The following is a 24,205-nucleotide window of genomic DNA, read 5'->3' on the forward strand; positions in this document are numbered from 1 at the left end:
CCGCACCGACAACACGCACTGCGCCCAATTTCGCCACATTTCCGCCACAGTGACAAACAAAAGCCTTTGGCTGCTTGGTTTCCAAAGCGTAACCAATCGCCGGAAAATTTCACTTTTTTGCATTTTTTGCCAAATTCTCTGCAAGAAGGGGTGCTAACCTTTGGCTGACAGAATGTAAAAAAGGACAGGGCAGTGGCTCGGAAGCACAGCTACCATGGCGGCCTGCAATTTGATGGCGACGCAACTGGCGCGATAGAGCGCTTTGGAACGATCGTCGCCACGACGCTGGAAGACTACGGTCATCTGGTCGAGCGCAAGGCCCTGCTCAGCGCGACCGAGGCCAGCATCGTCTCGAGCCAGTATCTTGTGCGGATGACTCTGGATACAGGCACCTCCGGACAGCAGGACCGATACGAGCGCATGGATCGCGCTGCGGGGTTGAAAACCATAACAAAGCCCCGCGTGTCACATCCACAAAACAGGTTGGTACTGACAATAACGCCAGTCTCGCCACTTTTGGACGACGCCGAGATTTCGGAACTGATGCTGGTGGTCACTCTGTATCGCATGGTCGATATCTGTTCGACCCGGCGGGTTGAATGGTTGTCGCCACACACGGTTCTTACTGTCGAGCACTTCATGAGCGCCTTTGACACCCTGACACCAAGCCGAACAAGCCGGGATCGGAAGCAGATCTTTCAATCACTGACCGGACAGTTTGCCGGGATGCGGCAGTCTGAACAGGATGACACCATCACTGCCTTACACACTCCTGCCGCGCGTCCAATTCAACTGACGGACGAACAATTGCTCAGCATCGCGTTCCGAAGCGACGAGGCAGACCTGCCCACCCAGAAGGACGCAGGCGCTTCCATCGCGGATGATGACAAGCCAAGCGACATCCTGCGGCTCAGCAGTTGGTGCTTGACCGGAGTTCTGGCCAGCATTTCAGCGCCAATTGCCGTATCGATGGCCGCAGTCAATCTGATCCGGGGCGAAGATTTCCGCCTGAACACACAGGTGCTTGTATTCACATTTGCCATTGTCGCACTGAACGCCAGCAACGCGTTGGCCGATGTAGCGGGCGCCTTGGGCATGTAAAGGAATTATCGAAGACCCTCCTAGGAGGCCCCGCCATCAGGCGGGGTTTTCCGTTTTTGGGATCGCGTTTGCGGCCAGAACGTATGTGTGGATGGAAAACACGACCGCGTTGGTTTTCGGCAAACGCAATAGCGTCTGCCGCTCGCTTCGCAGATAAGACGCTTGACGCCGGTCCCGTATTTTGCGCGGCTCACTTGCACTGCGAGGCTGGAACAGCTCCGGGTCTTCGTACCACAGGGCGTTGAAGCGCCACAGCGGGCGACCGGGTTGAATACCGTCAAATAGCCTCTGCACCCGTTTCGCGACATTGGCGTCATAGCTTTCCACGGGCACGTGGATATCAATCAACGGTCGCATGAATTTCTCGGACAGGCGCCAACTGGCAGGGAAACACAGGATGGCACCCGTCAGAACATGCTCATTTCCCCGTTTCTGAAGGATGCAGAAGTCCTCTTGTACCAGCCTGCACAGCGTATCAAGCGGACAATCCCGATCGATCGCGACGGATACGCCATCCGGCCTTGCGGCCTCTGCCCCGGCCGTGGGATATGTCTGTGTCAACACCAGATCCAGCAACTCTTGCGCGGCAGGTTTGGCCCCAGGATCAAGCGCAAGAACATCGTCGCGCCGCTCAGCCAGAATTTCTTCGCGGCGCCGCATCTGGTCGGCAAAAGCCTCATCCTGATCTAGCCAGCTTTCCATGGTTGCCGGTTGAATACCCGGCAAAGCGCGTGGGCTTTCGACATCATACGGAATCTTGTTTTGCAGAATACGAGTCATGCTGGAGGCTTAGCATGCGCAACTTTTCTTGTCGGTCGAAAACGACAACCTCGCCGTCGCATTTTTCTCAGACGATTGGTTGTGGCGGATGAATTGTAATTGGAACAAGCAATGAGGCCAGCCATGAACCAGCACTATCGAGACACGCGCAAGATTGACCCCAGCCGCGGCACGACATTGGGCGATGGTACGCCGAACGAAAATGACCGGATCGAGATTGGGCCGACGCAGCTTGCGTTTGACGAGTGGGCCGCTGCGGGGCTGGAACTTCCCAATCTGGCACGGATGCGGGAACACCGCTGGAAGAGGCTGACACAGGCCATTGTGGACCGCGGCTATGGCGGCTTGCTGATTTTTGACCCGCTGAATATCCGCTATGCCACCGACAGCACGAATATGCAGCTGTGGAACACCCACAATCCGTTTCGGGCGGTTCTGCTGTGTGCGGATGGCTATATGGTGATCTGGGATTACAAGAACTCCCCCTTCCTCAGCACCTTCAACCCGCTTGTGCGCGAGCAGCGCTCGGGCGCTGACCTGTTCTACTTCGACCGGGGCGACAAGGTTGACGTGGCCGCAGATGTGTTCTCGAACGAAGTACGCGTACTGATCGAAGAACACGGCGGCGGCAACATGCGCCTGGCCGTCGACAAGATCATGCTGCACGGATTGCGCGCGCTCGAGGCGCAGGGGTTCGACATCATGGAAGGCGAAGAGCTGACCGAGAAGACCCGCGCCGTCAAAGGGCCCGACGAAATCCTGGCCATGCGCTGCGCCAGCCATGCCTGCGAAACTGCGGTTGCCGAAATGGAACGGTTTGCCCGTGCCAATGTCGGCGACGGCAAGACCTCGGAAGATGATATCTGGGCTGTTCTTCACGCCGAAAACATCAGGCGTGGCGGTGAGTGGATCGAAACCCGTCTGCTGGCTTCGGGCCAGCGGACCAACCCGTGGTTTCAGGAATGCGGCCCGCGGATCACCCAGCAGAACGAGATCATCTCGTTCGACACTGACCTGATTGGTTCTTACGGGATTTGCATCGATATTTCCCGCAGTTGGTGGATCGGCGATCAGAAGCCGCGTGAGGACATGATCTATGCCATGCAGCACGCCCATGAACACATCATGACCAATATGGAGATGCTCAAGCCCGGCGTGATGATCCCTGAACTGACCGCAAATTCCCACCGGCTGGACAAGAAGTTCCAGGCGCAGAAATATGGCTGCCTGATGCACGGCGTCGGCCTTTGCGATGAATGGCCGTTGGTTGCTTATCCGGACAAGGCGGTTGAAGGGGCCTACGATTATCCGCTGGAACCCGGAATGGTCTTGTGTGTCGAAGCCTGCGTGGGCGAAGTGGGTGGCGATTTCAGCATCAAGCTGGAGGATCAGGTTCTCATAACCGAAGACGGATATGAGAACCTGACGAAATACCCCTTCGATGCCCGGTTGATGGGGCTCGAGTGAGGCCGGCGCCTCATTCTGACCAATGAGACCGGCGCACGTTGCCGTGCCAGTCTTCGACAGTTGGACTTACCTGAGCCTGCGGCCCGCTGAAAACTGCGGGCCGGGATTGCCCGACGGCAAAACCCACGAGGCCAGCCAGAACAATCGCCATGACTGTACTGGGTAGTATCTTTGGAAGATGTGCGGCAACGTCTGCATGTGCCATCTGCGTCTCCTTTATCAATTGCTGTAGGCCGTAGATGGGCTTGATTGCAACATAAGTGAAACGAATGTTTGTTTCATGTATTATCACAAACATTGATGAAGCGCCGACCACCCCCAAAATAGCGGCCGCGCCTGTCACCGCCCGGGGCATCTTTCGGATTGCAAGGCGCTCGCTTGGTTCTCACCTTCCCGTGACGCGTTTGACATAAGGGTTGTGACCCGGCGGGCTTGACCACAGTATTGGGGATGTTTCCCCGAACCGTTCAAGGAGCCGACATGCCCACGGAACGCATCACTTTTGCCGGACATGACGGCAGCCAATTGGCCGCGCGGCTGGATTTGCCGGATGGTCCGGTCCTTGCGACGGCCCTGTTTGCCCATTGCTTCACCTGTTCCAAGGACATACCTGCGGCCCGGCGCATTTCGGCCCGCCTGGCGGCCATGGGAATTGCAGTGCTTCGGTTCGACTTTACCGGCCTGGGTCATTCCGAAGGAGAATTCGCCAACACGACCTTCACGTCGAATGTCGAGGACCTTATCTCGGCCGCGCAATATCTGGCCGGACGAAACATGGCCCCTGCTCTGCTGATCGGTCACTCGCTTGGCGGCGCGGCGGTTTTGCGGGCGCGTGCGGGAATTCCGACGGTCAAGGCCGTGGTCACCTTGGGCGCACCGGCGGATCCCGGCCACGTGTCCCATCATTTCGAGGATGCCCTGCCCCAGATCGAACAGCAGGGCAGCGCCGAGGTCACCTTGGGCGGGCGCCCGTTTCGAATTGGCAAAGCATTTGTGGACGACATTGCGGGGTCGGCCCTGTCTGCCTCGATCGCTGATCTCAAGGCCGCTTTGCTGATCCTGCACGCTCCTCGGGACGAAACGGTCAGTATCGACAACGCAAGCACCATCTTTCTGGCTGCAAAGCACCCAAAAAGCTTCGTCACCCTCGACGATGCCGATCACCTGATCACACGGGCCTCTGATGCTGAATATGCCGCGGATGTCATCTCGGCTTGGGTTTCGCGCTATCTGAAACTTTGCCCACCCGCGCCGCCCCCGGGTGCGCCGGAAGGTGTCGTTCGCGTAACAGAAGCGGATCCGAATGGCTTCATGCAGGATATTCAGGCAGGCCCGCACCATCATGCCGTTGCAGATGAGCCTGCCTCTTATGGCGGCACGGATAAGGGCATGTCGCCTTATGGATTTGTCTCATCCGGCCTCGGCGCCTGCACGTCCATGACGATAAGGATGTATGCGCGCCGCAAAAAATGGCCGCTGACCAGTGTCAGCGTCGATGTCTGCCATGACAAAGTTCATGCTCAGGATGCCGGTTTGGCGAATGAAGGCAAAGTGGATCAGTTCCGCCGCAAAATCCGCCTGAGCGGCCCGCTTGATCAGGAACAAAAACAGCGCCTGCTGGAAATCGCAGACAAATGCCCGGTTCACCGGACACTTGAAGGCTCGGCGCATATCACGACCGAACTTCTTACCTGAGAGAAGGCCGCCGGACAGGCGGCCTTTTGATTATCTGCGGCGTGGTGCCGGACGATGGATCGGTGGCCGCGCGGCAGGTGGCCGGGCCACCGGGGGTCGCGGCCGCGCAGGAGGTTTGGCAACCGGTGGATTCGGGCGCTCGGGACGCACGGGCCGATCAGGTCGATCTGGGCGGTCCGGGCGGTTGATATCAACATTCACATCGACATCGCGATAGTAGTCGTTCCACAGCATCGAGTCATAGAACGGGTCATACCCGTATCCGACGCCGACCGTTACGCCGTCACAGGCCGACAACGTCAAAGTCGCGGCCCCCAGCCCCAATGCGAGGGAAATCCGTTTAATCAGTCCAATGCGCATCTTGCCCCCCTCACAGAAGCGACCGGAACGACGCGAAAACGGCGTTCAAGTCTTCGGCGAAATCCGGGTCTGCCCCATCCCGCAGGATGGCAACAGCTATGGCGACACGGTTGCGCGGCAAGTCAATGACAGTGGCCGTGAAGTTCACCCCCTTGCCATCGCGGCGCCCTGTCCCCCGAAAGACACGGGCGGGCAACCCGCCGATGCGGATGTCGCTGGTGCTGGTAAGGGTCGGGTCTTTGACCAGAAACTTGTCGATATCCTGCAAGTAGCGGACCCCATCCTGAATGGTCGCAACCCCTGAAGGTGAAACAAACCCCATCCAGACGTTGTCGTCGGTTACGGGACGCAGCCCCATGACCCGAGCCACCGCACGCGGATCATCCAACCCGGTGTCTTCGATCTCACGCGGGCCGCCAGTGCGCAGCACCCAGAAATCTGGCACGTCGAACCGAAACAGGGCGCGACCATCCTCGGTATATGTCACTGGTGTGTCGGCCAGTGCTGATCCTGCCCCACCCAGCCAGACAGCGGCGCAAGCGGCAAGAATTGGAGATGATAATAAACGCATATTTCAATAACCTGATGATTTCTTCACCCTCAGCTTGACCGCTGAAAGCGCGACTTGTCCAGCACTGCGTTGCAAAGACCCAGAAAAACCGCGTTCCGGTATTTCCCTTCCCCGCACGTGTCATCTGCCTCTTGCAAGCATCACGCCCCAATTTTTCAGACAAATACATGAAATCTATTGCGCATAGACCCCGACGGTCTGGCCGCCCGCATCATCAACGAAACGGATCGCGTCCCCATTTCGCCAGACGTCGTAGCAGGCCCACAAATCGGCAGGTGGCCATGTCGAGCAGTATTGATCCCCTCTCACCGCCCAGCGCCCGACACTGGGCCCGCCCGAGAAATACTGCGTGGTCATGCTGGCTTCGAAAACCTGCCAAACACCCGCGCCGTATTCCAGCTTCTTGCCGGCCAAGGCTGACAGGATTTCCTCTCCGGACAGTTTCTGGAAGTCTCCGGCCACCAAAACACCCGGCCAAAGAGCGAAAATCAGGGCAAACCGTCTCATACCTGCTCTCACATCTTGTTCCCTTGCGCACAGGCGGCTAAACCCCGCGCCAACGCCTCATCCCAATCACATAAAGGTGCTGCCGCCAATGATTCCCCGTTATTCCCGCCCTGACATGGTTGCCATCTGGTCGCCCGAAACCAAGTTTCGCATCTGGTACGAAATCGAGGCGCATGCCTGCGATGCCATGGCCGATCTGGGCGTGATCCCGCGCGAGAATGCAGAAGCCGTTTGGAAAGCCAAGGACGTGGAATTCGACGTCGCCCGTATCGACGAGATCGAAGCCGTAACCAAGCATGACGTCATCGCATTCCTGACCCATCTCGCCGAACATGTCGGCAGTGAAGAGGCCCGGTTCGTGCACCAGGGCATGACCAGTTCAGACGTGTTGGACACCTGCTTCAACGTCCAGCTGACGCGCGCGGCGGACCTTCTGATCGCCGATCTCGAAGGGCTTTTGGCAGCGCTCAAGCGCCGTGCGTTTGAACACAAGGACACCGTTCGCATCGGCCGCAGCCACGGTATCCACGCAGAGCCTACGACAATGGGCCTGACCTTTGCCCGGTTCTATGCCGAGATGGACCGCAACCTGTCCCGTATGCGCGACGCCCGTGCGGAAATCGCAACCGGGGCCATCAGCGGCGCCGTCGGCACATTCGCCAATATCGATCCCGCCGTCGAGGAACATGTCTGTGACAAACTGGGCCTTGTGCCCGAACCGATCAGCACCCAAGTGATCCCGCGTGATCGCCATGCGGCCTTCTTTGCGACGCTTGGCGTCATCGCCAGCAGCATCGAAAACATCGCCATCGAAATCCGTCACATGCAGCGGACCGAGGTTTTGGAAGGCGCAGAATTCTTCTCGATGGGCCAGAAAGGCTCGTCGGCCATGCCGCACAAGAAAAACCCGGTACTGACCGAGAACCTGACCGGGCTGGCCCGCATGGTACGCGCGGCGGTGATCCCGGCAATGGAGAATGTCGCGCTCTGGCATGAACGCGACATCTCGCATTCCTCGGTCGAGCGCATGATCGGTCCGGATGCCACGATTACACTGGATTTTGCGCTGGCCCGTCTGACCGGTGTGATCGACAAGATGCTGATCTTCCCCGAAAACATGCTGGAAAACATGAACAAATTCCCCGGTCTTGTCATGAGCCAGCGTGTTCTTCTGGCCTTGACCCAGGCAGGGGTCAGCCGTGAGGACGCCTATGCCATGGTCCAGCGCAACGCGCTGAAGGTTTGGGAACACCGCACCGATTTCAAACAGGAACTGCTGGCGGATGCCGATGTAACGGCCGCGCTCAGCCCCGAAGAAATCGAAGAGAAATTCGACCTCGGCTATCACACCAAACACGTTGATACGATCTTCGCCCGGGTATTTGGCGAATAAGGTACGTCTCGACGCCGCCTTCACACGGCCCGGTCTGCAATGCGCAGGCCGGGCCTTGTTTTTTGCCAGACTGCCCGAAATCGGTTATTCTGCGAATGATTTTTGGGGAGAGGCACCATGATCCGTACCGTTCTTTGCTCACTTGCACTTGTTTGTGTGGCATCTGCCGGCCTTGCATGCAGCGGGCATTCCAAACAGACGCAATCCTGCGCACCCGGCACAACCTGGGACACTGAAATGCAAAGCTGCACGAAATCGGTCAACAGCTGACGAATTTCTGTCCGACTTGTGAATAAAAGCAACCGTTCCACTGTTAGCTTTTTTGTAGATCGCACTATGATTTTGTGAGCAGCCCCGAGAACGGAGTAAGAATATGCGCCTTTTGTTAGCTTCAGCCCTCGCTTTGCAGGCCTTCGCCTTTGCCCCGGTGGTCCACGCCGCAGGCGGCGACAGCAGCAGCCCGCCGAAACCGACGAATACGACCAAGAAATGTTTGTTCGGTCGGGTCTATGACGAAGCCAGAGGCCGGTGTGTCAAACCCAACAAAACCAACCTGTCGGAAGATCAGCTTTACGACGCCGTCCGCGAACTGGCCTATGACGGGCAATACGGGCACGCGCAGGATATCCTGCGGATCATGGATCAGGACGACGACCGTGTGCTGACCTATTGGGGCTTTACCTACCGCAAGATGGGCGAGCTGGAGCTGGCGAACGTCTTTTACCAGAATGCCATCAATGCCAATCCCGACAATCTTCTGGCGCGCAGCTACATGGCGCAAGGCTTTGTAACCGAAGGAAAAACCGATCTGGCAATCGAGCAATGGCGTGAGATCAAAGCCCGCGGCGGCGAAGGGACCTGGGCCGAGACGTCTCTGCGCGAGGCTATCCGGACAGGGTTTACCTACAGCTACTGAGCTTCAGGGTTATTTAACCCGACTCCCGTTAATCTGCCCGTGGTTCGGAAAATTTGGCACTACGGGCAGATGCAGGACACAAACGCTTTGATACAAATGGCAAATGGGGGGTCTGCCCCACTTGCCGCGGGGGATGAACACGCGCCGCAAGTTGTTCCGCGCACGTTGACCGGTCAGCAAAAAGCGGCCGTTGTCGTGCGCCTTCTGTTGAACGAGGGCGCCGATATTCCACTTGAGGAACTGCCTGACGACCTGCAAGAGACATTGACCCATCAACTTGGGCAAATGGGCCTTGTGGATCGTGTAACCCTGGGCGCAGTGGCCCGGGAATTCAGCGACGCTCTGGACAATGTCGGGCTGGCTTTTCCACATGGGCTTGCAGGTGCATTGGATGCGGTGAACGGAAAGATCGCACCATCGACGGCCGCGCGCCTGCGCAAGCTAGCCGGGGTGCGCCAGATCGGCGACCCATGGCAACGCCTGCGTGACGTACCCGTTGAGGATCTTGCCAAAATGGCTCAGGCGGAAAGCACCGAGGTGGCGGCTGTCATGCTTTCAAAGATGGATACCGCACAGGCGGCGCAGATGCTGGCCCATATGCCGGGCCCGGTTGCGCGGCGCATTACCTATGCCATCTCGAAAACAACAAATGTCACCCCCGAAGCGGTTGAACGTATTGGCTGGTCGCTGGCCGCGCAACTGGATCAGCGGCCTGCTCAGGCTTTCGACAATGGTCCGGGCGCACGCGTGGGCGCGATCCTGAACCAGTCGGCGGCCGCGACACGCGATGACTTGTTGAACGCATTGGACGAGGACGACGCCGAATTTGCGGATCTGGTACGCCAGTCGATCTTTACCTTTGCCCATATCCCAAGCCGTATCACGGCCCGCGATGTTCCCGCCACCCTGCGTGAAGTGGAACAGCCGGTTCTTGTCACCGCACTGGCAGGTGCCGCCGCGGATGATGACAAGGCATCCGTTGAATTCATTCTGTCAAACATTTCGTCCCGCATGGCCGACAATCTGCGCGAGGAAATGGCCGAACGTGGGCGCGTCAAACAATCGGAAGCCGAAGATGCCATGACACAGGTGGTGGCCGCCATTCGCGTTCTGGTCGATGCCGGTTCCATTGTTCTGATCGAAAACGATGACGAGGAAGATGCAGCCTGACCCCGCGAACCCGCGGGTATTGCGCGATCCGGCCACCTGCTGCGGGTTCAGGTTTTCCGCCCGTCTGAGCGCTTGAGCTTGCAGGCATCGGGCTGTATGTCTTTCTCAGCAATTCGCAACACGCGGTGAGACACCTCCATGCCCGTTGAAAAGTCGGAGCTCAGCCGGTTTGAGCTTGGGAAATACTATGTCGCCAACCTGTTTCTTCAGGGGGTCATCCGCGTTATGCGCATGCTTCCCTATGAGCGGCGTATTGCAACGATGGGGGCTATCGTGCGGTTTCTGGCACCTGTTGTCGGGTTTCGCAAACGTGTCCGTCGGAATCTGAAGCTGACTTGCCCGGACCTGCCTGAAGCCGAAGTCAGGCAGATCTGCCGCGATGTGCCGGACAATGCCGGTCGTGCGATCATGGAACATTTTTCTCCGGAAGACTTTATCGAACGGCAGAGCAAGGCCAAGATTTCTGGGCCAGGTATCGCTGCATTTGACGCGGCTGTTGCCGAGGGGCGCCCGGTCATGATGATTACGGCGCATTTCGGTCACTACCTTGCAGCGCGCATCGCCTTGCAGACATACAGCGGTCAGCCCATCGGCTGCCTGTATCGGCGGATGGCCAACCCGTATTTCAACGACGCTTATGTCGAAGCTTTCTACAAGACGGGCGCCCCGATGTTCGAACAGGGGCGGCGCGGTATGGTCGAGATGGTGCGCTCGTTGAAAAAGGGTGGGATCATTGCCATCGTTTCAGATCTTCACGCAATGGGCGGTGAAGAATTGATGTTTTTCGGTAAACCCGCAGTGACATCCGTGCTGAACGCCGAGTTGGCCATCAAGTACAATGCCGAGCTGATTCCGTGTTACGCGGTACGTCAGCCCAACGGTCTTGATTTTGAGATCGTTCTACACGAACCGGTTACGCACACCGACCCAAAAACCATGACCCAGTTCACCAATGACGATCTGGAAAAGATGGTGCGGCAGCATATGGGGCAATGGTTCTGGATTCACCGCCGCTGGAAACACTGGAACGGGTTGGGCATCAAGCCGGAAGAGATGCCCTGATCACCTGACCCGGGTGGCGGCAACAATCGGCCCTTCCCCGGCCCTTTGAACCAGAACGACAGCCGGCAGGTCCAAACCAAGCTGAACCGTGAATGATTGCGGCGCAGTTCCATCCCACTGCCCTGCCATCTGCCAGGCCTCAACAACATTGGCATAGTCCAGTTCGTGCCCGGCCAGCTCTCCACGACGGATCGAAGCGTGCCGCATGGGCGAATACTGAACCACATGCACGTCATAGGTATCGCCTCTCGGCAACTCGACGGGCGTCACATCCACTGTCACTTCATCGGCTGAGCGCATGGCCGTCACAAGCGCTTCGGGCGCTGCTTTCAGATGCGCTTCGATCAATCGATCAAGTTCACGGGATTGCGCTCCGACGATGTCGTGCTGCCCGTTGATCACCATCTGCGGGGTGTAGATCATGGAGCGCCCCCCCTCGCGGGCATAAGCCCGCTGCCGGAGCGTATGATCGGGGTCTGCGTATTCGTCCTTCCACCCGATATAGTCCCAGTAATCGACATGCAAAGCCAGCCCTATGACGTCGTCGCGCTTGGCCAGATCATGCATGATCCGATCTGCCGGCGGGCAGGATGAACACCCCTGAGACGTGAACAGCTCAACCACAACCGGGTCTTCCTCGGCCGCGACCTGTACCGCCACAAGGCAGGAAAACACGGTGGTCAAGGCAATGGATCTGAACATGAGAACTCTCGGGTTGAGCGGTTGGATCTCAGGGATAGCTGCTTTGACACTCAACAGCCAATCAAGGTTTCTTGAGGCTTTGACGCATTCCCTCCGCGAAAAGTGTACAATAGTATACAAATTTCCCTCTCGGCGCGTGTTCAGCCTTGAACACGGGGGCTTGGTGATGCAGATAACACTCAGCAAATCCCAATATCCAAGTCATTTGAGAGGGAGGCCACAGATGCCCATCAAAGTCGGACAGGATAACGCCAAAACGCGCCGCAGTCTGAGCGTGAATGGTAAATCCATTTCCTATTATTCGATCCCTGCCGCGCAAGAGGCCGGTCTGGGCGATTTCTCGAAACTGCCTGCCGCACTCAAGGTGGTTCTGGAAAACATGTTGCGGTTCGAGGATGACGGGTTTTCGGTCTCGGTCGATGACATCAAGGCTTTTGCCGAATGGGGCGCCAACGGTGGCAAAAACCCTCGTGAAATCGCCTATCGCCCTGCCCGGGTACTGATGCAGGATTTCACCGGCGTTCCCGCCGTGGTGGATCTGGCCGCGATGCGGGACGGCATCAAGGCGTTGGGCGGCGACGCGCAAAAGATCAACCCGCTGAACCCTGTCGATCTGGTCATCGACCATTCGGTGATGATCGACGAATTCGGCAACCCGCGCGCGTTCCAGATGAATGTGGACCGTGAATACGAACGCAACATGGAACGGTACCAGTTCCTGAAATGGGGTCAGGGTGCATTCAACAACTTCCGCGTTGTCCCCCCCGGCACCGGCATCTGCCACCAGGTGAACCTTGAATATTTGGCCCAGACCGTCTGGACCGACACCGACCAGAACGGTGAAGAAGTCGCCTATCCCGACACGCTGGTCGGCACCGACAGTCACACCACCATGGTCAACGGCATGGCCGTGCTGGGCTGGGGTGTCGGCGGGATCGAGGCCGAGGCCGCGATGCTGGGTCAACCGATCTCGATGCTGATCCCCGAGGTCGTGGGCTTTGAGCTGACCGGTGATCTGGTCGAAGGCACCACCGGCACCGACCTGGTTCTGAAGGTCGTGGAAATGCTGCGCGAAAAAGGCGTTGTCGGCAAGTTCGTCGAATTCTACGGCGAAGGCCTGGATCGTCTGCCGCTGGCCGACCGTGCGACCATCGCCAACATGGCCCCGGAATACGGCGCGACATGCGGCTTTTTCCCGATTGACGGCGAAACGCTGCGCTACATGCGCAACACCGGCCGCGACGAGGATCGCATCGCGCTGGTTGAAGCCTACGCCAAGGAAAACGGTTTCTGGCGCGATGAAAACTATGCGCCGATCTACACCGACACCCTGACCCTGGATATGGGCACGATTGTTCCGGCAATCTCGGGGCCCAAACGCCCGCAGGATTATGTTGCGCTGACTGACGCCAAGGCCGCATTCGCCAAGGAAATGGCCGAGACCTTCAATCGCCCGATGGGCAAACAGGTCGAGGTCAAAGGCGAAAACTATGGCATGGAATCGGGCAAGGTCGTGATCGCCTCGATCACGTCCTGCACCAACACGTCGAACCCTTACGTGATGATCGGAGCGGGCCTCGTGGCGCGTAAGGCAGCCGCGCTGGGGCTGGATCGCAAGCCTTGGGTCAAAACCTCACTGGCACCGGGGTCGCAGGTTGTGTCCGCTTACCTCGAGGCCGCGGGCCTTCAGGAGGATCTGGACAAGATCGGCTTCAACCTCGTCGGATACGGCTGCACCACATGTATCGGCAACTCGGGGCCGATTCAGAAAGAAATCTCGGAGGCCATTGCGGAAGGCGATCTGGTCGCCACTTCGGTCTTGTCCGGCAACCGCAACTTCGAAGGCCGCATCTCGCCCGACGTGCGCGCAAACTATCTGGCTTCGCCGCCTCTGGTCGTCGTGTACGCCCTGGCAGGCACCATGGACATTGACCTGACATCCGAACCGATCGGTCAGGACAAGGACGGCAACGACGTCTATATGAAAGACCTCTGGCCAACGCAGCAGGAGGTCGCGGAACTGGTCGAACAGACCGTCACGCGCGAAGCGTTCCAGTCGAAATACGCCGACGTCTTCAAAGGGGACGAGAAATGGCAGTCGGTCGAAACCACCGATGCGGAAACCTATGACTGGCCGCCGACATCGACATATATCCAGAACCCGCCCTATTTCCAGGGCATGGGCCCCGAACCGGGCACGATTTCCAACATCGAAGGCGCCAAGGTTCTGGCCATTCTGGGTGACATGGTCACGACCGACCACATCTCACCTGCTGGGTCATTCGCAACGACCTCGCCCGCAGGCCAGTACCTGATCGAACGTCAGGTTCAGCCGCGTGAATTCAATTCATATGGTTCACGCCGCGGCAACCACGAGGTGATGATGCGCGGAACTTTCGCCAACATCCGCATCAAGAACGAGATGCTGGACGGCGTCGAAGGCGGTTACACCAAAGGCCCGGACGGTGAACAGACGTCAATTTATGACGCCTCGATGGCCTATCAGGCGAACAGCACCCCGCTGGTGGTATTCGGTGGCGAGCAATATGGCGCGGGCTCAAGCCGCGACTGGGCGGCCAAGGGCACGGCGCTGCTGGGCGTCAAGGCCGTTATCGCCGAGAGCTTTGAGCGTATCCACCGTTCGAACCTTGTTGGCATGGGGGTCATTCCGTTCGAGTTTACAGGTGGCGACACCCGCAAAACCCTGGGGCTGAAAGGGGATGAAACCGTTTCGATTCACGGGCTGGATACGATCGAGCCGCTACAGGAAGTCCCGTGCACCATCGTTTATGGCGATGGAACCGAAAAGACCATCACCCTGAAATGCCGTATCGATACCGCGCCCGAGATTGAATATATCGAAAACGGTGGCGTGTTGCATTACGTCCTGCGCAATCTTGCGAAGGCATCATAACCGATACCACAGCGTGCAATTCAAACCCCCGGCCACCCGCCGGGGGTTTTTTGTTTTCTGGTCATTTATTCGAAAACCTGAAACTGTTGGGCAAGGTCGTCAACGGAAAACCATTCGCCATGAAGAAACCCAACGCCCTGCTGGTATGTTCGCTCAGCGTAATTGCCGTGATCGGGATATGGGGTGTCGTGGACATTCAAAGTCTGGTGACCTGGGCAAGCGGCATCGTCCAGCAGACCTTCCACAGCCGCGGCTGGTTCGTGATGCTCGCCGCTTCGGGTATGTTGATCGGATGCCTGTTTCTGGCGTTTTCACCCTATGGAAATATTCGCCTTGGCCGGGATGACGAGGAGCCAGAGTTTTCCACCGCCACATGGATTTCAATGCTGTTCTCCGCCGGTATGGGCGTCGGCCTGTTGTTTTGGGCGGTGGCGGAACCGCTGACCCATTTCAACTTCATCTCCGGCATGGCGCCGGATTTCATCGCGGCGCAGCAGGCGATGCTGGCGACAAATTTCCATTGGGGGCTGCATGCCTGGGCGATTTATGGCTCCACCGCGCTGACCATTGCCTATTTCAGCTTTCGGCGCGGTACGGGGATGATGGTCAGTGCGCCGATCAAAAACCTGTTTCCCGACAAACGCTGGGCTGAACGTGTCGGGTGGCTTTCGGACTTCATGGCGATCATCGCCATATCCATTGGTGTCGGCGGCTCCATGGCCATGGGCGTGTTTCAGGTGGCAGACGGCATCGCAGTGCTGGGCGGTCGGGAAACGGTCGGCGCCCTTTTGATTGGTGTCGTGTTTCTGGCAATGGTTGCTGCGTATATCCCGGCACTCTTGATCGATCTGGGCCAAGGCATGGCGCGCCTGTCCAATGCCGCCATGCTGATCGCAATCGGCCTTGTTGCCTACACGGTGGTCCTTGGCCCCACCGAATACCTTCTGAATACCATCGTTCAGGGGTTCGGCGACTATGTCACCAATGTCATCCCCAGGGGATTTCAGACCTTCACGTTCTTCGGCGATGACGTCACCAGATGGTTCAGCGACTGGACCCTTACCTACATGGTCTGGTGGATTGCCTGGGGTCCGTTCGTTGGCGTCTTTGTCGCGCGTATCTCTCGCGGTCGCACGATACGGGAATTCGTGATCGGCGTCCTGTTCGCCCCCACGCTGTTTTCAATCCTCTGGTTCGGTGCCTTTGGTGGCATTGGCCTGTTCGAGGCACTTAATGGTGCGGGCGAACTGCTGGCCTATACGCAGACAAACATCGAACGCGTGACCTTCGCCCTGCTCGACCGACTTCCACTTTCCGTGATCACCACGCTTGCAACGGTACTGGCCGCCTTTCTGTTCATCGTGACCAGCGTCGTAAGCGCAGCCTTTGTTCTGGGCACCTTCTCGACGGGCGGGGACGAGAACCCACCGCCGCGTGTGCGTCTGATCTGGGGGGGATTGCTGGGACTGCTGAGCGTTGCAATGATCCTTTCGGGATCCGTGGACTCGGTGAAGATCCTCATCTCGCTTGGCGCATTGCCCTTTGTCTTCATTTCGGTCCTGCTGATGGTGTGCCTGTTCCGCGGGCTCAGAGAGGAGGGCCAACGCAATGCTGATCGGTGATCTCACAGACACATTGATGAACCTTGTCACCTTCGCGTTCATCGCGGCAATGCTCTGGATATTGCTGCGCAAGTGACCGCATTCCGGCAGCGCAAAAATCAACGTTGAATCCCGGGCGCTTTGCCGGTCATCTGAGTTCATGGAAAAAGTAGCACTGATAACCGGTGGTGCCCGTGGAATTGGGCGGGCAATAGTCGAAGACCTGCGCGGTGATCACCGTGTCGCCTTCACTTGGTTGGCCAGCCACCCCGATTCAGAATTGCTGAAAGGCGACGTTCTGACGATTCAGTCTGACCTTACAAAAGACAACCAACCCACCCGGGTGGTCGAAAAGGTCATTGATCACTTCGGGCGACTGGACGTGATCGTAAACAATGCCGGTCTTGTTCGCTCCACTCCGAAACAACAGTTTCAGGCCGCGGACCATCGCGCCATTCTTGACCTCAACGTGCTGGCCCCCGCCGCGTTGCTTGCTGCGGCATTGCCGCATCTGAAACGCGGCGCTTCGATCGTCAGCATCTCATCGATGAACGCAACATTGCCACCGCGGGACGCCGCGACCTACGGGGCAAGCAAAGCCGCGCTGAACCTCTGGACGCGCGCCATGGCAAAAGAGCTTGGCCCGGACGGAATCCGCGTCAACGCGGTTGCACCGGGTGCCATCAACATCCCCGAAGCCCCCCGCCCTGACGATCTGACATCGCTATTCGTCAGGGAAACGGCGCTGGGCCGGATCGGAACTCCGGAAGACATCGCCAGGGTCGTTCGGTTTCTGACCTCGGACGCGGCGGGATTCGTAACCGGAGAGGTCCTGGGCGTGACCGGAGGCTATCGCTTGTAAGGCGGCTTAAACCTCGTTTTCCAAATTGCTCAACCGCCCGCAGCCTTTTCCAACGCCGGACGCAGAGTGTTTTCAATCACCCGCTGCGTAATCGGGCCGGCAAAGCGCAAAATGATCGTGCCGTCGCCATCAACCACATAGGTTTCGGGAACGCCGTAAAGGCCCCAATCCAATGCCATGCGACCTTTCTCATCACGTCCAATCGCGGCGTAGGGATCGCCAAGCTCGGTCAAAAAGGCTTGGGCGTTGTCCAACTGGTCTTTGTAGTTGACGCCATAGACCGGGATGCCTTCGGCGGCCAGAGCCTCCAGATTGGGATGCTCGGCACGGCATGGCGCGCACCAGCTGGCCCAGTAGTTTACCAGCTTGACCTCTCCATCCCGCAGCGTGGCATCATCAAACAGCTTCTTTTCCGGGAACTCGCTCAGAACCACGGGCGGAGCCGGTTGGCCTTCGCGGGCAGAGGGCAACGCGTTGGGGTCTTCACGGAACATACCGATCCCGGCCAACACGGCGAAAGCGCCAAAAATCAAAGGCGGCGCGATCATCAGGGGCGATATCTTAGCCATTTCGCGAAATCCTTTGTTCGATCTTTTCCATTTCAGTGCGTACCTTTCGCCCTCGCATTACGCTGAACACGATCAATGCCACCAGCAGTATGATGGACACGGCATAAGACGACAAAACCGCGTCAGCATATTTTCCAAGATCGGGGATCATCCGCCCACCCTTTCCCGCGCCTGCAACGCCTTGATGCGCCGCGCGCGGATTTCAGTTCCGGTGCGGTACAGCACCAAAGCGATGAACAGCAGTACAAATCCGATGATGCACAGCAACAGCGGATAGAAGTAGATATTGCTGACTTTCTCTTCCGTATCGGCCCCGGTCACGGCTGCCGCGCGCATGACCGATGCGCCCTGATGCAAGCCCTGGTTCCAGAAGTTGACCGCATATCGGCTGAGCAGCGCGAACACGGATCCGACCAGACACAGAACCGAGGTCAGGTCCGCCGCAGTGTCCGGATCCTCGATGGCTTCCCACAATGCGACATAGCCAAGATAGAACAGGAACAGGATCAGAAACGACGTCAGACGCGGATCCCACGCCCACCAGGTGCCCCACATGGGCTGTCCCCAGATCGCCCCGGTCAGCAACGCAATCAAGGTCATCACGATCCCGATCGGCGCAGCCGCCCGTGCCGCCAGCGCGCTGACATGATGACGTCGAACCAGCCAGACCAGAGAAGTTGCCAACATCATCAGCCAGCAATTGATCGCCATCAGTGCCGCCGGGACGTGCAGATAGATGATCTTGACCGTCGACCCTTGTTTATAGTCGTCCGGCGTGAAGAAGAACCCCCAGACCAGCCCGACGACGATGCAGAAGATCGAGACGATCCAGAAAAACGGCAGGACACGTTCACTGGTCGCAAGAAACTTGCGCGGGTTGGCGTATTCCCAGAGGGCATTGGCTTTGGCTGCTATCGACATGGGCCCTATCTAGTCCGAGTTGGGGGTATTCTCAATTGACATCAGTCAAAGTTGGGGCGGTTCACCGCAGATTGATACGTAACACAGCCGCGCTGGCAAAGGGCAACAACGCGATGGTGGCCGCCGTGATCCCCGCCAGCATCAACAAAGACGTCTGCACGTCCATCCCCGTTGCCCCACGCCGGGCGACCTCGGCCCCGAAAATCAGGGTGGGGACGTAAAGCGGCAGCACCAAGAGCGACAACAGCAACCCGCCGCGCTTGAGACCGACGGTCAGGGCAGCACCGAATGTTCCGATCACGCTCATGGCCGGGGTGCCGATCAGCAGCGAGATGACAAGCCAGAAGAACCCCTGCGCAGGCAGGTTCAGCAGGACCCCCAGAAAAGGTGCGGCCAGAACCAAAGGCAGGCCTGTGGTCAGCCAGTGGGCCAGCGCCTTAATGGTCACGACTGATTCCAGCGGCAGCGGCGCCGTGGCCAGCAGGTCCAGCGATCCGTCCTCCCAGTCCAGCGCCAGAAGACGGTCAAGAGACAGCAGGCAGGCCAGCAACGCCCCCAGCCAGAGCACACCCGGCGCGATGGTGGTCAGCAGTGACGATTGTGGCCCCACTGCAAACGGCACCATCACGGTCACGATCAGGAAAAAGGCCAATCCCAAACCAAACCCGCCACCCGCTCGGAAGGCCAGTTTCAGGTCGCGCAGCAGAAGGGCGATCACAGGAAACCTCCGTCGAAATCGTCAATGGGTTTGGGTTTGGCCTTGTTCGGGCCGACGTCCAGAACCTCACCATCGAGGCCAAGGTCGATATGGGTCGCGATCAGGGCTGACCCACCCTGCCCCAGATGCGCGCGGACTGCATCGGCGAACATCTGCACCGCATTTCTGTCCAGAGAAACGGTCGGCTCGTCCAGCATCCAGATCGGCCGCCCGGTGACCAGCATGCGTGCCAGCCCCAGCCGCCGTTTCTGACCTGCCGACAGGTTCCCTGCATGGCGATCCGCCAGCTCGTTCAACTGGAACGCGTCCAGCGCCGTCTGGATGCCGTTGGTGCCAAAGACAGAAGCCCAGAACGTCAGGTTCTCGGATACAGTCAGCGTCGGTTTCAGCCCGTCCGAATGGGACGCATATGCAATCTGGTCTTCCGCGCCCTGGATCTGACCCTTCAGCGGCGGCTGCAACCCGGCCAATGTGCGAAGAAGGGTCGTTTTACCGATCCCGTTCGGCCCACGCAGAATCAGCGCTTTGCCAGGAGGCAGCTGAAAGCTGAGATGCTCCAGGACGGGAATGCCACCACGGGTGATCGACAGGTCGGTTACAATCAGAGTCATGAGACCCGCTTATCGGAATGTCATCAAAGGCAAAAGGTGGGATTTGCCGCAGTTCGGTTGTGGGAGCTTTGAGCAGAGAGGTCCGAGTGAGGGGCCAGCCTCTCACACACCCCGGGATATTTTCAGCCAGATGAAGGGATCCCGTCAGACCGGGATCAGAGCAAGCGCTATTCGGCGACCTTCAGAGAGCAAGACATTGTAGGTGCGGCACGCAGCCGGAGAATTCATGATTTCGACGCCGACACCGGCACTCTCCAGCTGGGTGCGCAAAGACTGGGGAATGTGGGCCATGTCTTTGCCCGTACCGACAAGCAGAACGTCAATTCCATCGGCCAGCTCCAGAAGTGGCTGCGCATCTTCGTAACCGCCCCAGGTGGCAGGTCCTGCGGGGCCCGTCAGAACGGCGCCTTCGAACACATCACCGCCAATGCGAAAAAAACCGGGGCCATAGCCATCAACCGGTTTGGCATCTGAAAACGTAACTTGGTTCAGGCGCATTTCTTCCCTCCTTCAATCCAGGATCGGCAAGCCGGACACGACTGCTATCAGAATGACCGAATAAGCCGCAGCGCGATAGATCCGTTCGAGCTTTGGATCGAACAGAGCCTTGCCGATCAGTGTCGTGGTCAGATAGGGCAAGCCCAGCAGCAGGACAATCCAAAGGATCGACAGATCCGCAGCGCCTCCGATCAGGATGCTGAAGACGATGGCCACGTCCAGCAAAGCCAGAAAGATGATCGTGTTGGCACGAATCTTGCGTACGTCTGAAGAGCTGGCCAGATAGAATACGATAACGACCGGGCCGGTCAGTCCGGTCATGCCGCCGATCACGCCTGCGCTGCCTCCGATGGCCAGCCGTCCGGGTACACCCAGCCGCCCCTGCCAGCGCCAGCCAGTGACGATCGCCAACAGGGTCACGCCGGTGATACCGCAGGCAATCCAGCGCAGAACGACCGTGTCGGCCTGTGCCATGACCCAAAGGCCAAGCGGCACGGTCAATGCCGCTGCAACGCCCAAAGTGCTGATTTCGGTCTTGTCGCATTCACGCCATGCCTGCGGCGCCAGCGCAAAGGTCGATACGATCCCGGTGGCTGCCATCAGAAAGACGACATCGGCAATCGGCAGAAATTGAGTGGCCACCGGAACAAAGATCATCGCGGTGCCAAAACCAGTGAAGCCGCGGACAAGTCCCGCGGCTCCGATGGTAAGAACCAACCAACCCAGCCCCGGCAGGGACAAGGCCTGTTGCAACGCCTCAGGCATCAATATTGGCAAACTGGTTGCCCGCCGTGTTCGACGGCTTGGACCAGTCGCGCTTGACCCCCAGCCACAACAGGATGGTCGAAGCGACGAAGACCGATGAATAAGTGCCCACGATCACGCCCCAGATCATCGCGAACACGAAGCCGCGGATCACATCGCCGCCCAGAACATAAAGTGAGATCAACGCCAGCAACGTCGTGACCGAGGTCATCACCGTCCGGCTGAGCGTCTCGTTGATCGAAATGTTCAGCACCTCTTTGAGGTCTTTCTTTTTGTACTTCCGCAGATTCTCTCGCACCCGGTCGAAAACGACCACGGTATCGTTCAGCGAATAACCGACGATGGTCAGAAGGGCCGCGATAATGGCCAGATCAAACCGGATTTGCAGTTCCGAGAAGATGCCGATGGTCAGGATCACATCGTGAACCAGTGCCGCCACGGCACCCAGCGCAAACTGCCATTCGAACCGTAGCCAGATATAGACAAGCACCGCGCCAATCGCCAAAGCCACCGCGATGACGGCGGTCTGGATCAACTCGCCCGAGACCTTGGGGCCGACGGATTCTACGGAGACGAACTGAATATCAGGTATTACCTGCTGCAACGCGTCCTCGACGGCGGTGATGGTCGCTGCTTCGACAGCCTCGGCATCTTCCTGCGCCTGGATGCGGATCATCGCAACGTTTTCGTCATCCGCAAAGGTTGGATCGAAAATCTCGGTGATGGTCACATCGCCCAGTTCCAGCGGGGCGATGGCATCTCGGTATGTGCCCACATCGATCTCGACCGCGCTTTGCGTCCGGATCGTCGTGCCACCCCGGAAATCAATACCGAAATTCAGCCCTTGCAGCATGAACGAGGTGAAGGCAATCACCATCATCAGGCCGGAAATGCCCAACCAGACCTTCCAGCGGTTGAAGAAATCGAACGAGGTGTTCTGGGGTACGAGTTTCAGTCTCATGTCAAACCTCGATCGTTTTCGGACGGCGGCGTTCGAACCACATCACGACCATCAGGCGCGTCACGAAGATCGCGGTGAAGACCGAGGTCAGAATGCCGAGGCCCAGAGTGATTGCAAAGCCGCGCACCGGGCCACTGCCCATGGCAAACAGGATCACGGCGGTGATGAATGTGGTCACGTTCGCATCCAGAATGGCAGACAGCGCCTTTTCATAGCCCAGTTCGATTGCGCGCGCCGGACCTTTGGCGGATTTCAGTTCCTCGCGGATACGTTCAAAAATCAGCACGTTGGCGTCCACCGCCATACCGACTGTCAATACGATCCCCGCGATACCCGGCAGGGTCAGGGTTGCTCCGATCATGGACAGCAGACCGAACAACAGGCCCACATTGATGATCAGCGCGATGTTGGCGAAGATCCCGAACAGACCATAGCTGAGCGCCATGAAAACCAGTACTGCCACAAAGGCCACGATTGTGGCGACTTTGCCCGCGTCGATACTGTCCTGCCCCAACTCGGGTCCGATGGTACGTTCTTCGAGGAATTCCAGGCCGGCAGGCAGTGCGCCCGCTCGCAGCAGGACGGCCAGATTGGTGCTTTCCTCAACCGTAAAGTTGCCGGTGATGATGCCTGAACCGCCCGGAATATGACTTTGGATCACGGGGGCCGAAATTACCTCGTCGTCCAGAACGATGGCAAAGGGGGCTCCGATATTGTCGCGGGTATAATCCCCGAATTTGCGCGCACCAGACGTGTTGAACCGGAAATTGACCGCAGGGCGACCGTTTTGGTCGAATGCGGGCTGCGCATCGACCAGTTCCTCTCCGGTAACGACCGGAGCGGATTCAATGGTGTAGTAAACACCGCTTTCGTCAATCGACGGCACAATTTCTTCGCCGATGCCTGCAACGGCATCCGGATTGGTGCCGCGTCCGGCGACCGGGTTAAAGGTCAGTTGCGCCGTCGTGCCGATGATCTCTTTCAACTCACCCGCGCTGCCGATGCCAGGCACCTGAATCAGGATACGATCGGCACCCTGACGCTGAATGGTCGGCTCTCGGGTGCCCACTTCGTCGATCCGGCGGCGGATGATTTCCAACGATTGACGCACTGTGCGGTCGTCTGAGGCCAGTTTTTCTGCCTCGGACAACTGAACGACAATCGTGTCGCCTTCGGCACGTGCCTCGATATCCGTTGCCCCGACACCGGTCAGGGTCTGCACTTGACGGGCAAGACCGCGCACGACCTCCAGTGCCCGCGCCATGCCCTCAGGCTGGCTGATGCGCACGCGAATCTCATCTGGGGCCGATTCCTGACGGCGGACCGTCCCGACGGTCGAGCGCTCATCGCGCAGGGCGTCACGGATATCTGGCCACATCGCCTCCATCCGGGATTCGTAGACGTCCTGCACCTGAACTTCGGCCAACAGATGTGCACCGCCGCGCAGGTCAAGGCCCAGATTGACCAGCGACGAGGGCAGCCAGTTCGGCCATTGCCCCGCCTCGACCTGCAACTCGGGCGTATCCACGCCCAGCTCGATCGCGGCTTTGGCGTCGTTTGATTGCTCGACCCGTGTGTAAAACGCATTTGGCAGGGCCATGATCAGGCCAGTCACGCAGACCAGCCAGATCAGAACCCGCTTCCAGGTATCAATGTGCAGCATTACCCTGCCTTTTCAAGGATTTGTAAGGTGGTGTTATTTCGCGGGTTCGGTTTTGTTCAGAACCTGGGCGATGGTCGATTTGACCACACGCACTTTGACACCTTCGGCGATCTCGACTTCGATCTCGTTATCGCCTTCCTTGACCTTCGACACTTTGCCGATCAGCCCGCCCTGGGTGACAACCTGATCCCCCCGGCGCACGGCATCCACCATGGCCTGATGTTCCTTCATTTTCTTCTGCTGCGGACGGATCAGCAGGAAATACATGATCGCAAAGATCAGGATAAGCGGGAGAAACTGGGCGATTGCGCCACCTTCCATGGGATATTCCTTTGTTCAGATCTTGCGGCACCGTTCCGCAAATTTTGCCGGAACCTATGCTTTGAAATGCGTGTTTG

26 protein-coding genes are annotated in these 24,205 nt (G+C 58.4%); 10 read left to right on the forward strand and 16 right to left on the reverse strand.

The genetic code is table 11. The annotated features are described in order from the left end of the window. Positions 1-192 precede the first annotated feature (192 nt). On the forward strand, positions 193-1,101 hold the full coding sequence (locus tag ACR3E6_RS15570) for a hypothetical protein (RefSeq protein WP_480487930.1): 909 nt from the start codon (positions 193-195) through the stop codon (positions 1,099-1,101). 36 nt (positions 1,102-1,137) lie between these two features. Here the strand turns inward: ACR3E6_RS15570 and ACR3E6_RS15575 are convergent, their stop codons facing one another. After that, entirely contained in the window at positions 1,138-1,881 is a 744-nt protein-coding gene (locus ACR3E6_RS15575; RefSeq protein ID WP_209832735.1) for a heme-dependent oxidative N-demethylase family protein, read from the reverse strand. Between the two features lie 123 nt (positions 1,882-2,004). Here ACR3E6_RS15575 and dddP point away from each other — a divergent pair, with 123 nt between their 5' ends. Continuing rightward, a complete protein-coding gene (dddP, locus tag ACR3E6_RS15580) occupies positions 2,005-3,348 on the forward strand; it encodes a dimethylsulfonioproprionate lyase DddP (protein ID WP_171723038.1) in 1,344 nt (447 codons plus the stop codon). Positions 3,349-3,358: 10 nt separating this feature from the next. On the opposite strand, the gene ACR3E6_RS15585 is transcribed toward dddP, so the two are convergent. Next, positions 3,359-3,553, reverse strand: coding sequence for a hypothetical protein (locus ACR3E6_RS15585; RefSeq protein ID WP_171631450.1), 195 nt, complete (start codon positions 3,551-3,553; stop codon positions 3,359-3,361). A gap of 275 nt (positions 3,554-3,828) precedes the next feature. Between ACR3E6_RS15585 and ACR3E6_RS15590 the strand changes: the two genes are divergently transcribed. After that, the gene (locus tag ACR3E6_RS15590; RefSeq protein ID WP_209832733.1) at positions 3,829-5,043 is read left to right on the forward strand and encodes a bifunctional alpha/beta hydrolase/OsmC family protein; all 1,215 of its coding nucleotides are present in this window, start codon (positions 3,829-3,831) and stop codon (positions 5,041-5,043) included. 30 nt (positions 5,044-5,073) lie between these two features. On the opposite strand, the gene ACR3E6_RS15595 is transcribed toward ACR3E6_RS15590, so the two are convergent. The 3 genes from ACR3E6_RS15595 to ACR3E6_RS15605 form a co-directional block, all read right to left on the reverse strand. Then, complete coding sequence (locus tag ACR3E6_RS15595; protein WP_209832731.1) at positions 5,074-5,403, reverse strand: hypothetical protein; 330 nt, start codon at positions 5,401-5,403, stop codon at positions 5,074-5,076. A gap of 10 nt (positions 5,404-5,413) precedes the next feature. Beyond that, positions 5,414-5,974 carry a hypothetical protein gene (locus ACR3E6_RS15600; protein WP_171204978.1) on the reverse strand — a complete coding sequence of 187 codons (561 nt, stop codon included), beginning with the start codon at positions 5,972-5,974 and terminating at the stop codon, positions 5,414-5,416. A 174-nt stretch (positions 5,975-6,148) separates the two neighbouring features. Next, positions 6,149-6,481, reverse strand: coding sequence for a hypothetical protein (locus tag ACR3E6_RS15605; protein WP_480487934.1), 333 nt, complete (start codon positions 6,479-6,481; stop codon positions 6,149-6,151). Between the two features lie 88 nt (positions 6,482-6,569). Here ACR3E6_RS15605 and purB point away from each other — a divergent pair, with 88 nt between their 5' ends. The 4 genes from purB (at position 6,570) to ACR3E6_RS15625 (ending at position 11,022) form a co-directional block, all read left to right on the forward strand. Continuing rightward, positions 6,570-7,874 carry an adenylosuccinate lyase gene (gene purB, locus ACR3E6_RS15610; RefSeq protein WP_171228076.1) on the forward strand — a complete coding sequence of 435 codons (1,305 nt, stop codon included), beginning with the start codon at positions 6,570-6,572 and terminating at the stop codon, positions 7,872-7,874. Between the two features lie 373 nt (positions 7,875-8,247). Then, the gene (locus ACR3E6_RS15615; RefSeq protein WP_171723035.1) at positions 8,248-8,790 is read left to right on the forward strand and encodes a tetratricopeptide repeat protein; all 543 of its coding nucleotides are present in this window, start codon (positions 8,248-8,250) and stop codon (positions 8,788-8,790) included. A 96-nt stretch (positions 8,791-8,886) separates the two neighbouring features. Then, on the forward strand, positions 8,887-9,960 hold the full coding sequence (locus tag ACR3E6_RS15620; protein ID WP_480488161.1) for a flagellar motor switch protein FliG: 1,074 nt from the start codon (positions 8,887-8,889) through the stop codon (positions 9,958-9,960). Positions 9,961-10,098: 138 nt separating this feature from the next. Continuing rightward, on the forward strand, positions 10,099-11,022 hold the full coding sequence (locus ACR3E6_RS15625; RefSeq protein ID WP_480487936.1) for a lysophospholipid acyltransferase family protein: 924 nt from the start codon (positions 10,099-10,101) through the stop codon (positions 11,020-11,022). On the opposite strand, the gene ACR3E6_RS15630 is transcribed toward ACR3E6_RS15625, so the two are convergent. Next, positions 11,023-11,724: a DUF1223 domain-containing protein gene (locus tag ACR3E6_RS15630; RefSeq protein WP_480487938.1), complete on the reverse strand. Its 702-nt coding sequence runs from the start codon at positions 11,722-11,724 to the stop codon at positions 11,023-11,025. Between the two features lie 223 nt (positions 11,725-11,947). On the opposite strand from ACR3E6_RS15630, the gene acnA reads away from it, so the two are divergent. The 3 genes from acnA (at position 11,948) to ACR3E6_RS15645 (ending at position 17,101) form a co-directional block, all read left to right on the forward strand. Beyond that, positions 11,948-14,638, forward strand: a complete 2,691-nt coding sequence (gene acnA / locus ACR3E6_RS15635; protein ID WP_171723032.1) for an aconitate hydratase AcnA — start codon at positions 11,948-11,950, stop codon at positions 14,636-14,638. A 119-nt stretch (positions 14,639-14,757) separates the two neighbouring features. Further along, positions 14,758-16,260 carry a BCCT family transporter gene (locus ACR3E6_RS15640; RefSeq protein WP_480487940.1) on the forward strand — a complete coding sequence of 501 codons (1,503 nt, stop codon included), beginning with the start codon at positions 14,758-14,760 and terminating at the stop codon, positions 16,258-16,260. Positions 16,261-16,399: 139 nt separating this feature from the next. Beyond that, on the forward strand, positions 16,400-17,101 hold the full coding sequence (locus ACR3E6_RS15645) for an SDR family NAD(P)-dependent oxidoreductase (protein WP_171631424.1): 702 nt from the start codon (positions 16,400-16,402) through the stop codon (positions 17,099-17,101). A gap of 29 nt (positions 17,102-17,130) precedes the next feature. Here the strand turns inward: ACR3E6_RS15645 and ACR3E6_RS15650 are convergent, their stop codons facing one another. From ACR3E6_RS15650 to yajC, 10 genes are all read right to left on the reverse strand, one after another. Further along, positions 17,131-17,670, reverse strand: a complete 540-nt coding sequence (locus ACR3E6_RS15650; protein WP_171631422.1) for a DsbE family thiol:disulfide interchange protein — start codon at positions 17,668-17,670, stop codon at positions 17,131-17,133. Then, on the reverse strand, positions 17,663-17,821 hold the full coding sequence (gene ccmD, locus ACR3E6_RS15655; protein WP_209832714.1) for a heme exporter protein CcmD: 159 nt from the start codon (positions 17,819-17,821) through the stop codon (positions 17,663-17,665). Before ccmD ends, ACR3E6_RS15650 begins: the two co-directional genes overlap by 8 nt. After that, the gene (locus ACR3E6_RS15660) at positions 17,818-18,591 is read right to left on the reverse strand and encodes a heme ABC transporter permease (RefSeq protein WP_152458361.1); all 774 of its coding nucleotides are present in this window, start codon (positions 18,589-18,591) and stop codon (positions 17,818-17,820) included. Before ACR3E6_RS15660 ends, ccmD begins: the two co-directional genes overlap by 4 nt. Positions 18,592-18,652: 61 nt before the next feature. Beyond that, positions 18,653-19,309 carry a heme exporter protein CcmB gene (gene ccmB, locus ACR3E6_RS15665; RefSeq protein ID WP_171631417.1) on the reverse strand — a complete coding sequence of 219 codons (657 nt, stop codon included), beginning with the start codon at positions 19,307-19,309 and terminating at the stop codon, positions 18,653-18,655. Beyond that, a complete protein-coding gene (gene ccmA / locus ACR3E6_RS15670) occupies positions 19,306-19,920 on the reverse strand; it encodes a heme ABC exporter ATP-binding protein CcmA (RefSeq protein WP_152458363.1) in 615 nt (204 codons plus the stop codon). Before ccmA ends, ccmB begins: the two co-directional genes overlap by 4 nt. A gap of 144 nt (positions 19,921-20,064) precedes the next feature. Then, positions 20,065-20,418 (reverse strand): Mth938-like domain-containing protein, encoded by a 354-nt coding sequence (locus ACR3E6_RS15675; RefSeq protein ID WP_152458364.1) that lies wholly within the window; start codon positions 20,416-20,418, stop codon positions 20,065-20,067. Positions 20,419-20,430: 12 nt separating this feature from the next. Then, positions 20,431-21,183: a sulfite exporter TauE/SafE family protein gene (locus tag ACR3E6_RS15680; protein WP_171116500.1), complete on the reverse strand. Its 753-nt coding sequence runs from the start codon at positions 21,181-21,183 to the stop codon at positions 20,431-20,433. Further along, the gene (gene secF, locus ACR3E6_RS15685) at positions 21,176-22,144 is read right to left on the reverse strand and encodes a protein translocase subunit SecF (protein ID WP_171115306.1); all 969 of its coding nucleotides are present in this window, start codon (positions 22,142-22,144) and stop codon (positions 21,176-21,178) included. The genes ACR3E6_RS15680 and secF overlap by 8 nt, the downstream gene beginning before the upstream one ends. A gap of 1 nt (position 22,145) precedes the next feature. Then, positions 22,146-23,807 carry a protein translocase subunit SecD gene (secD, locus tag ACR3E6_RS15690; protein ID WP_171631395.1) on the reverse strand — a complete coding sequence of 554 codons (1,662 nt, stop codon included), beginning with the start codon at positions 23,805-23,807 and terminating at the stop codon, positions 22,146-22,148. 33 nt (positions 23,808-23,840) lie between these two features. Further along, positions 23,841-24,128: a preprotein translocase subunit YajC gene (yajC, locus tag ACR3E6_RS15695; protein ID WP_117868574.1), complete on the reverse strand. Its 288-nt coding sequence runs from the start codon at positions 24,126-24,128 to the stop codon at positions 23,841-23,843. Positions 24,129-24,205: the final 77 nt, after the last annotated feature.

The sequence above is a fragment of the Ruegeria sp. AL3 genome, from assembly GCF_056536065.1.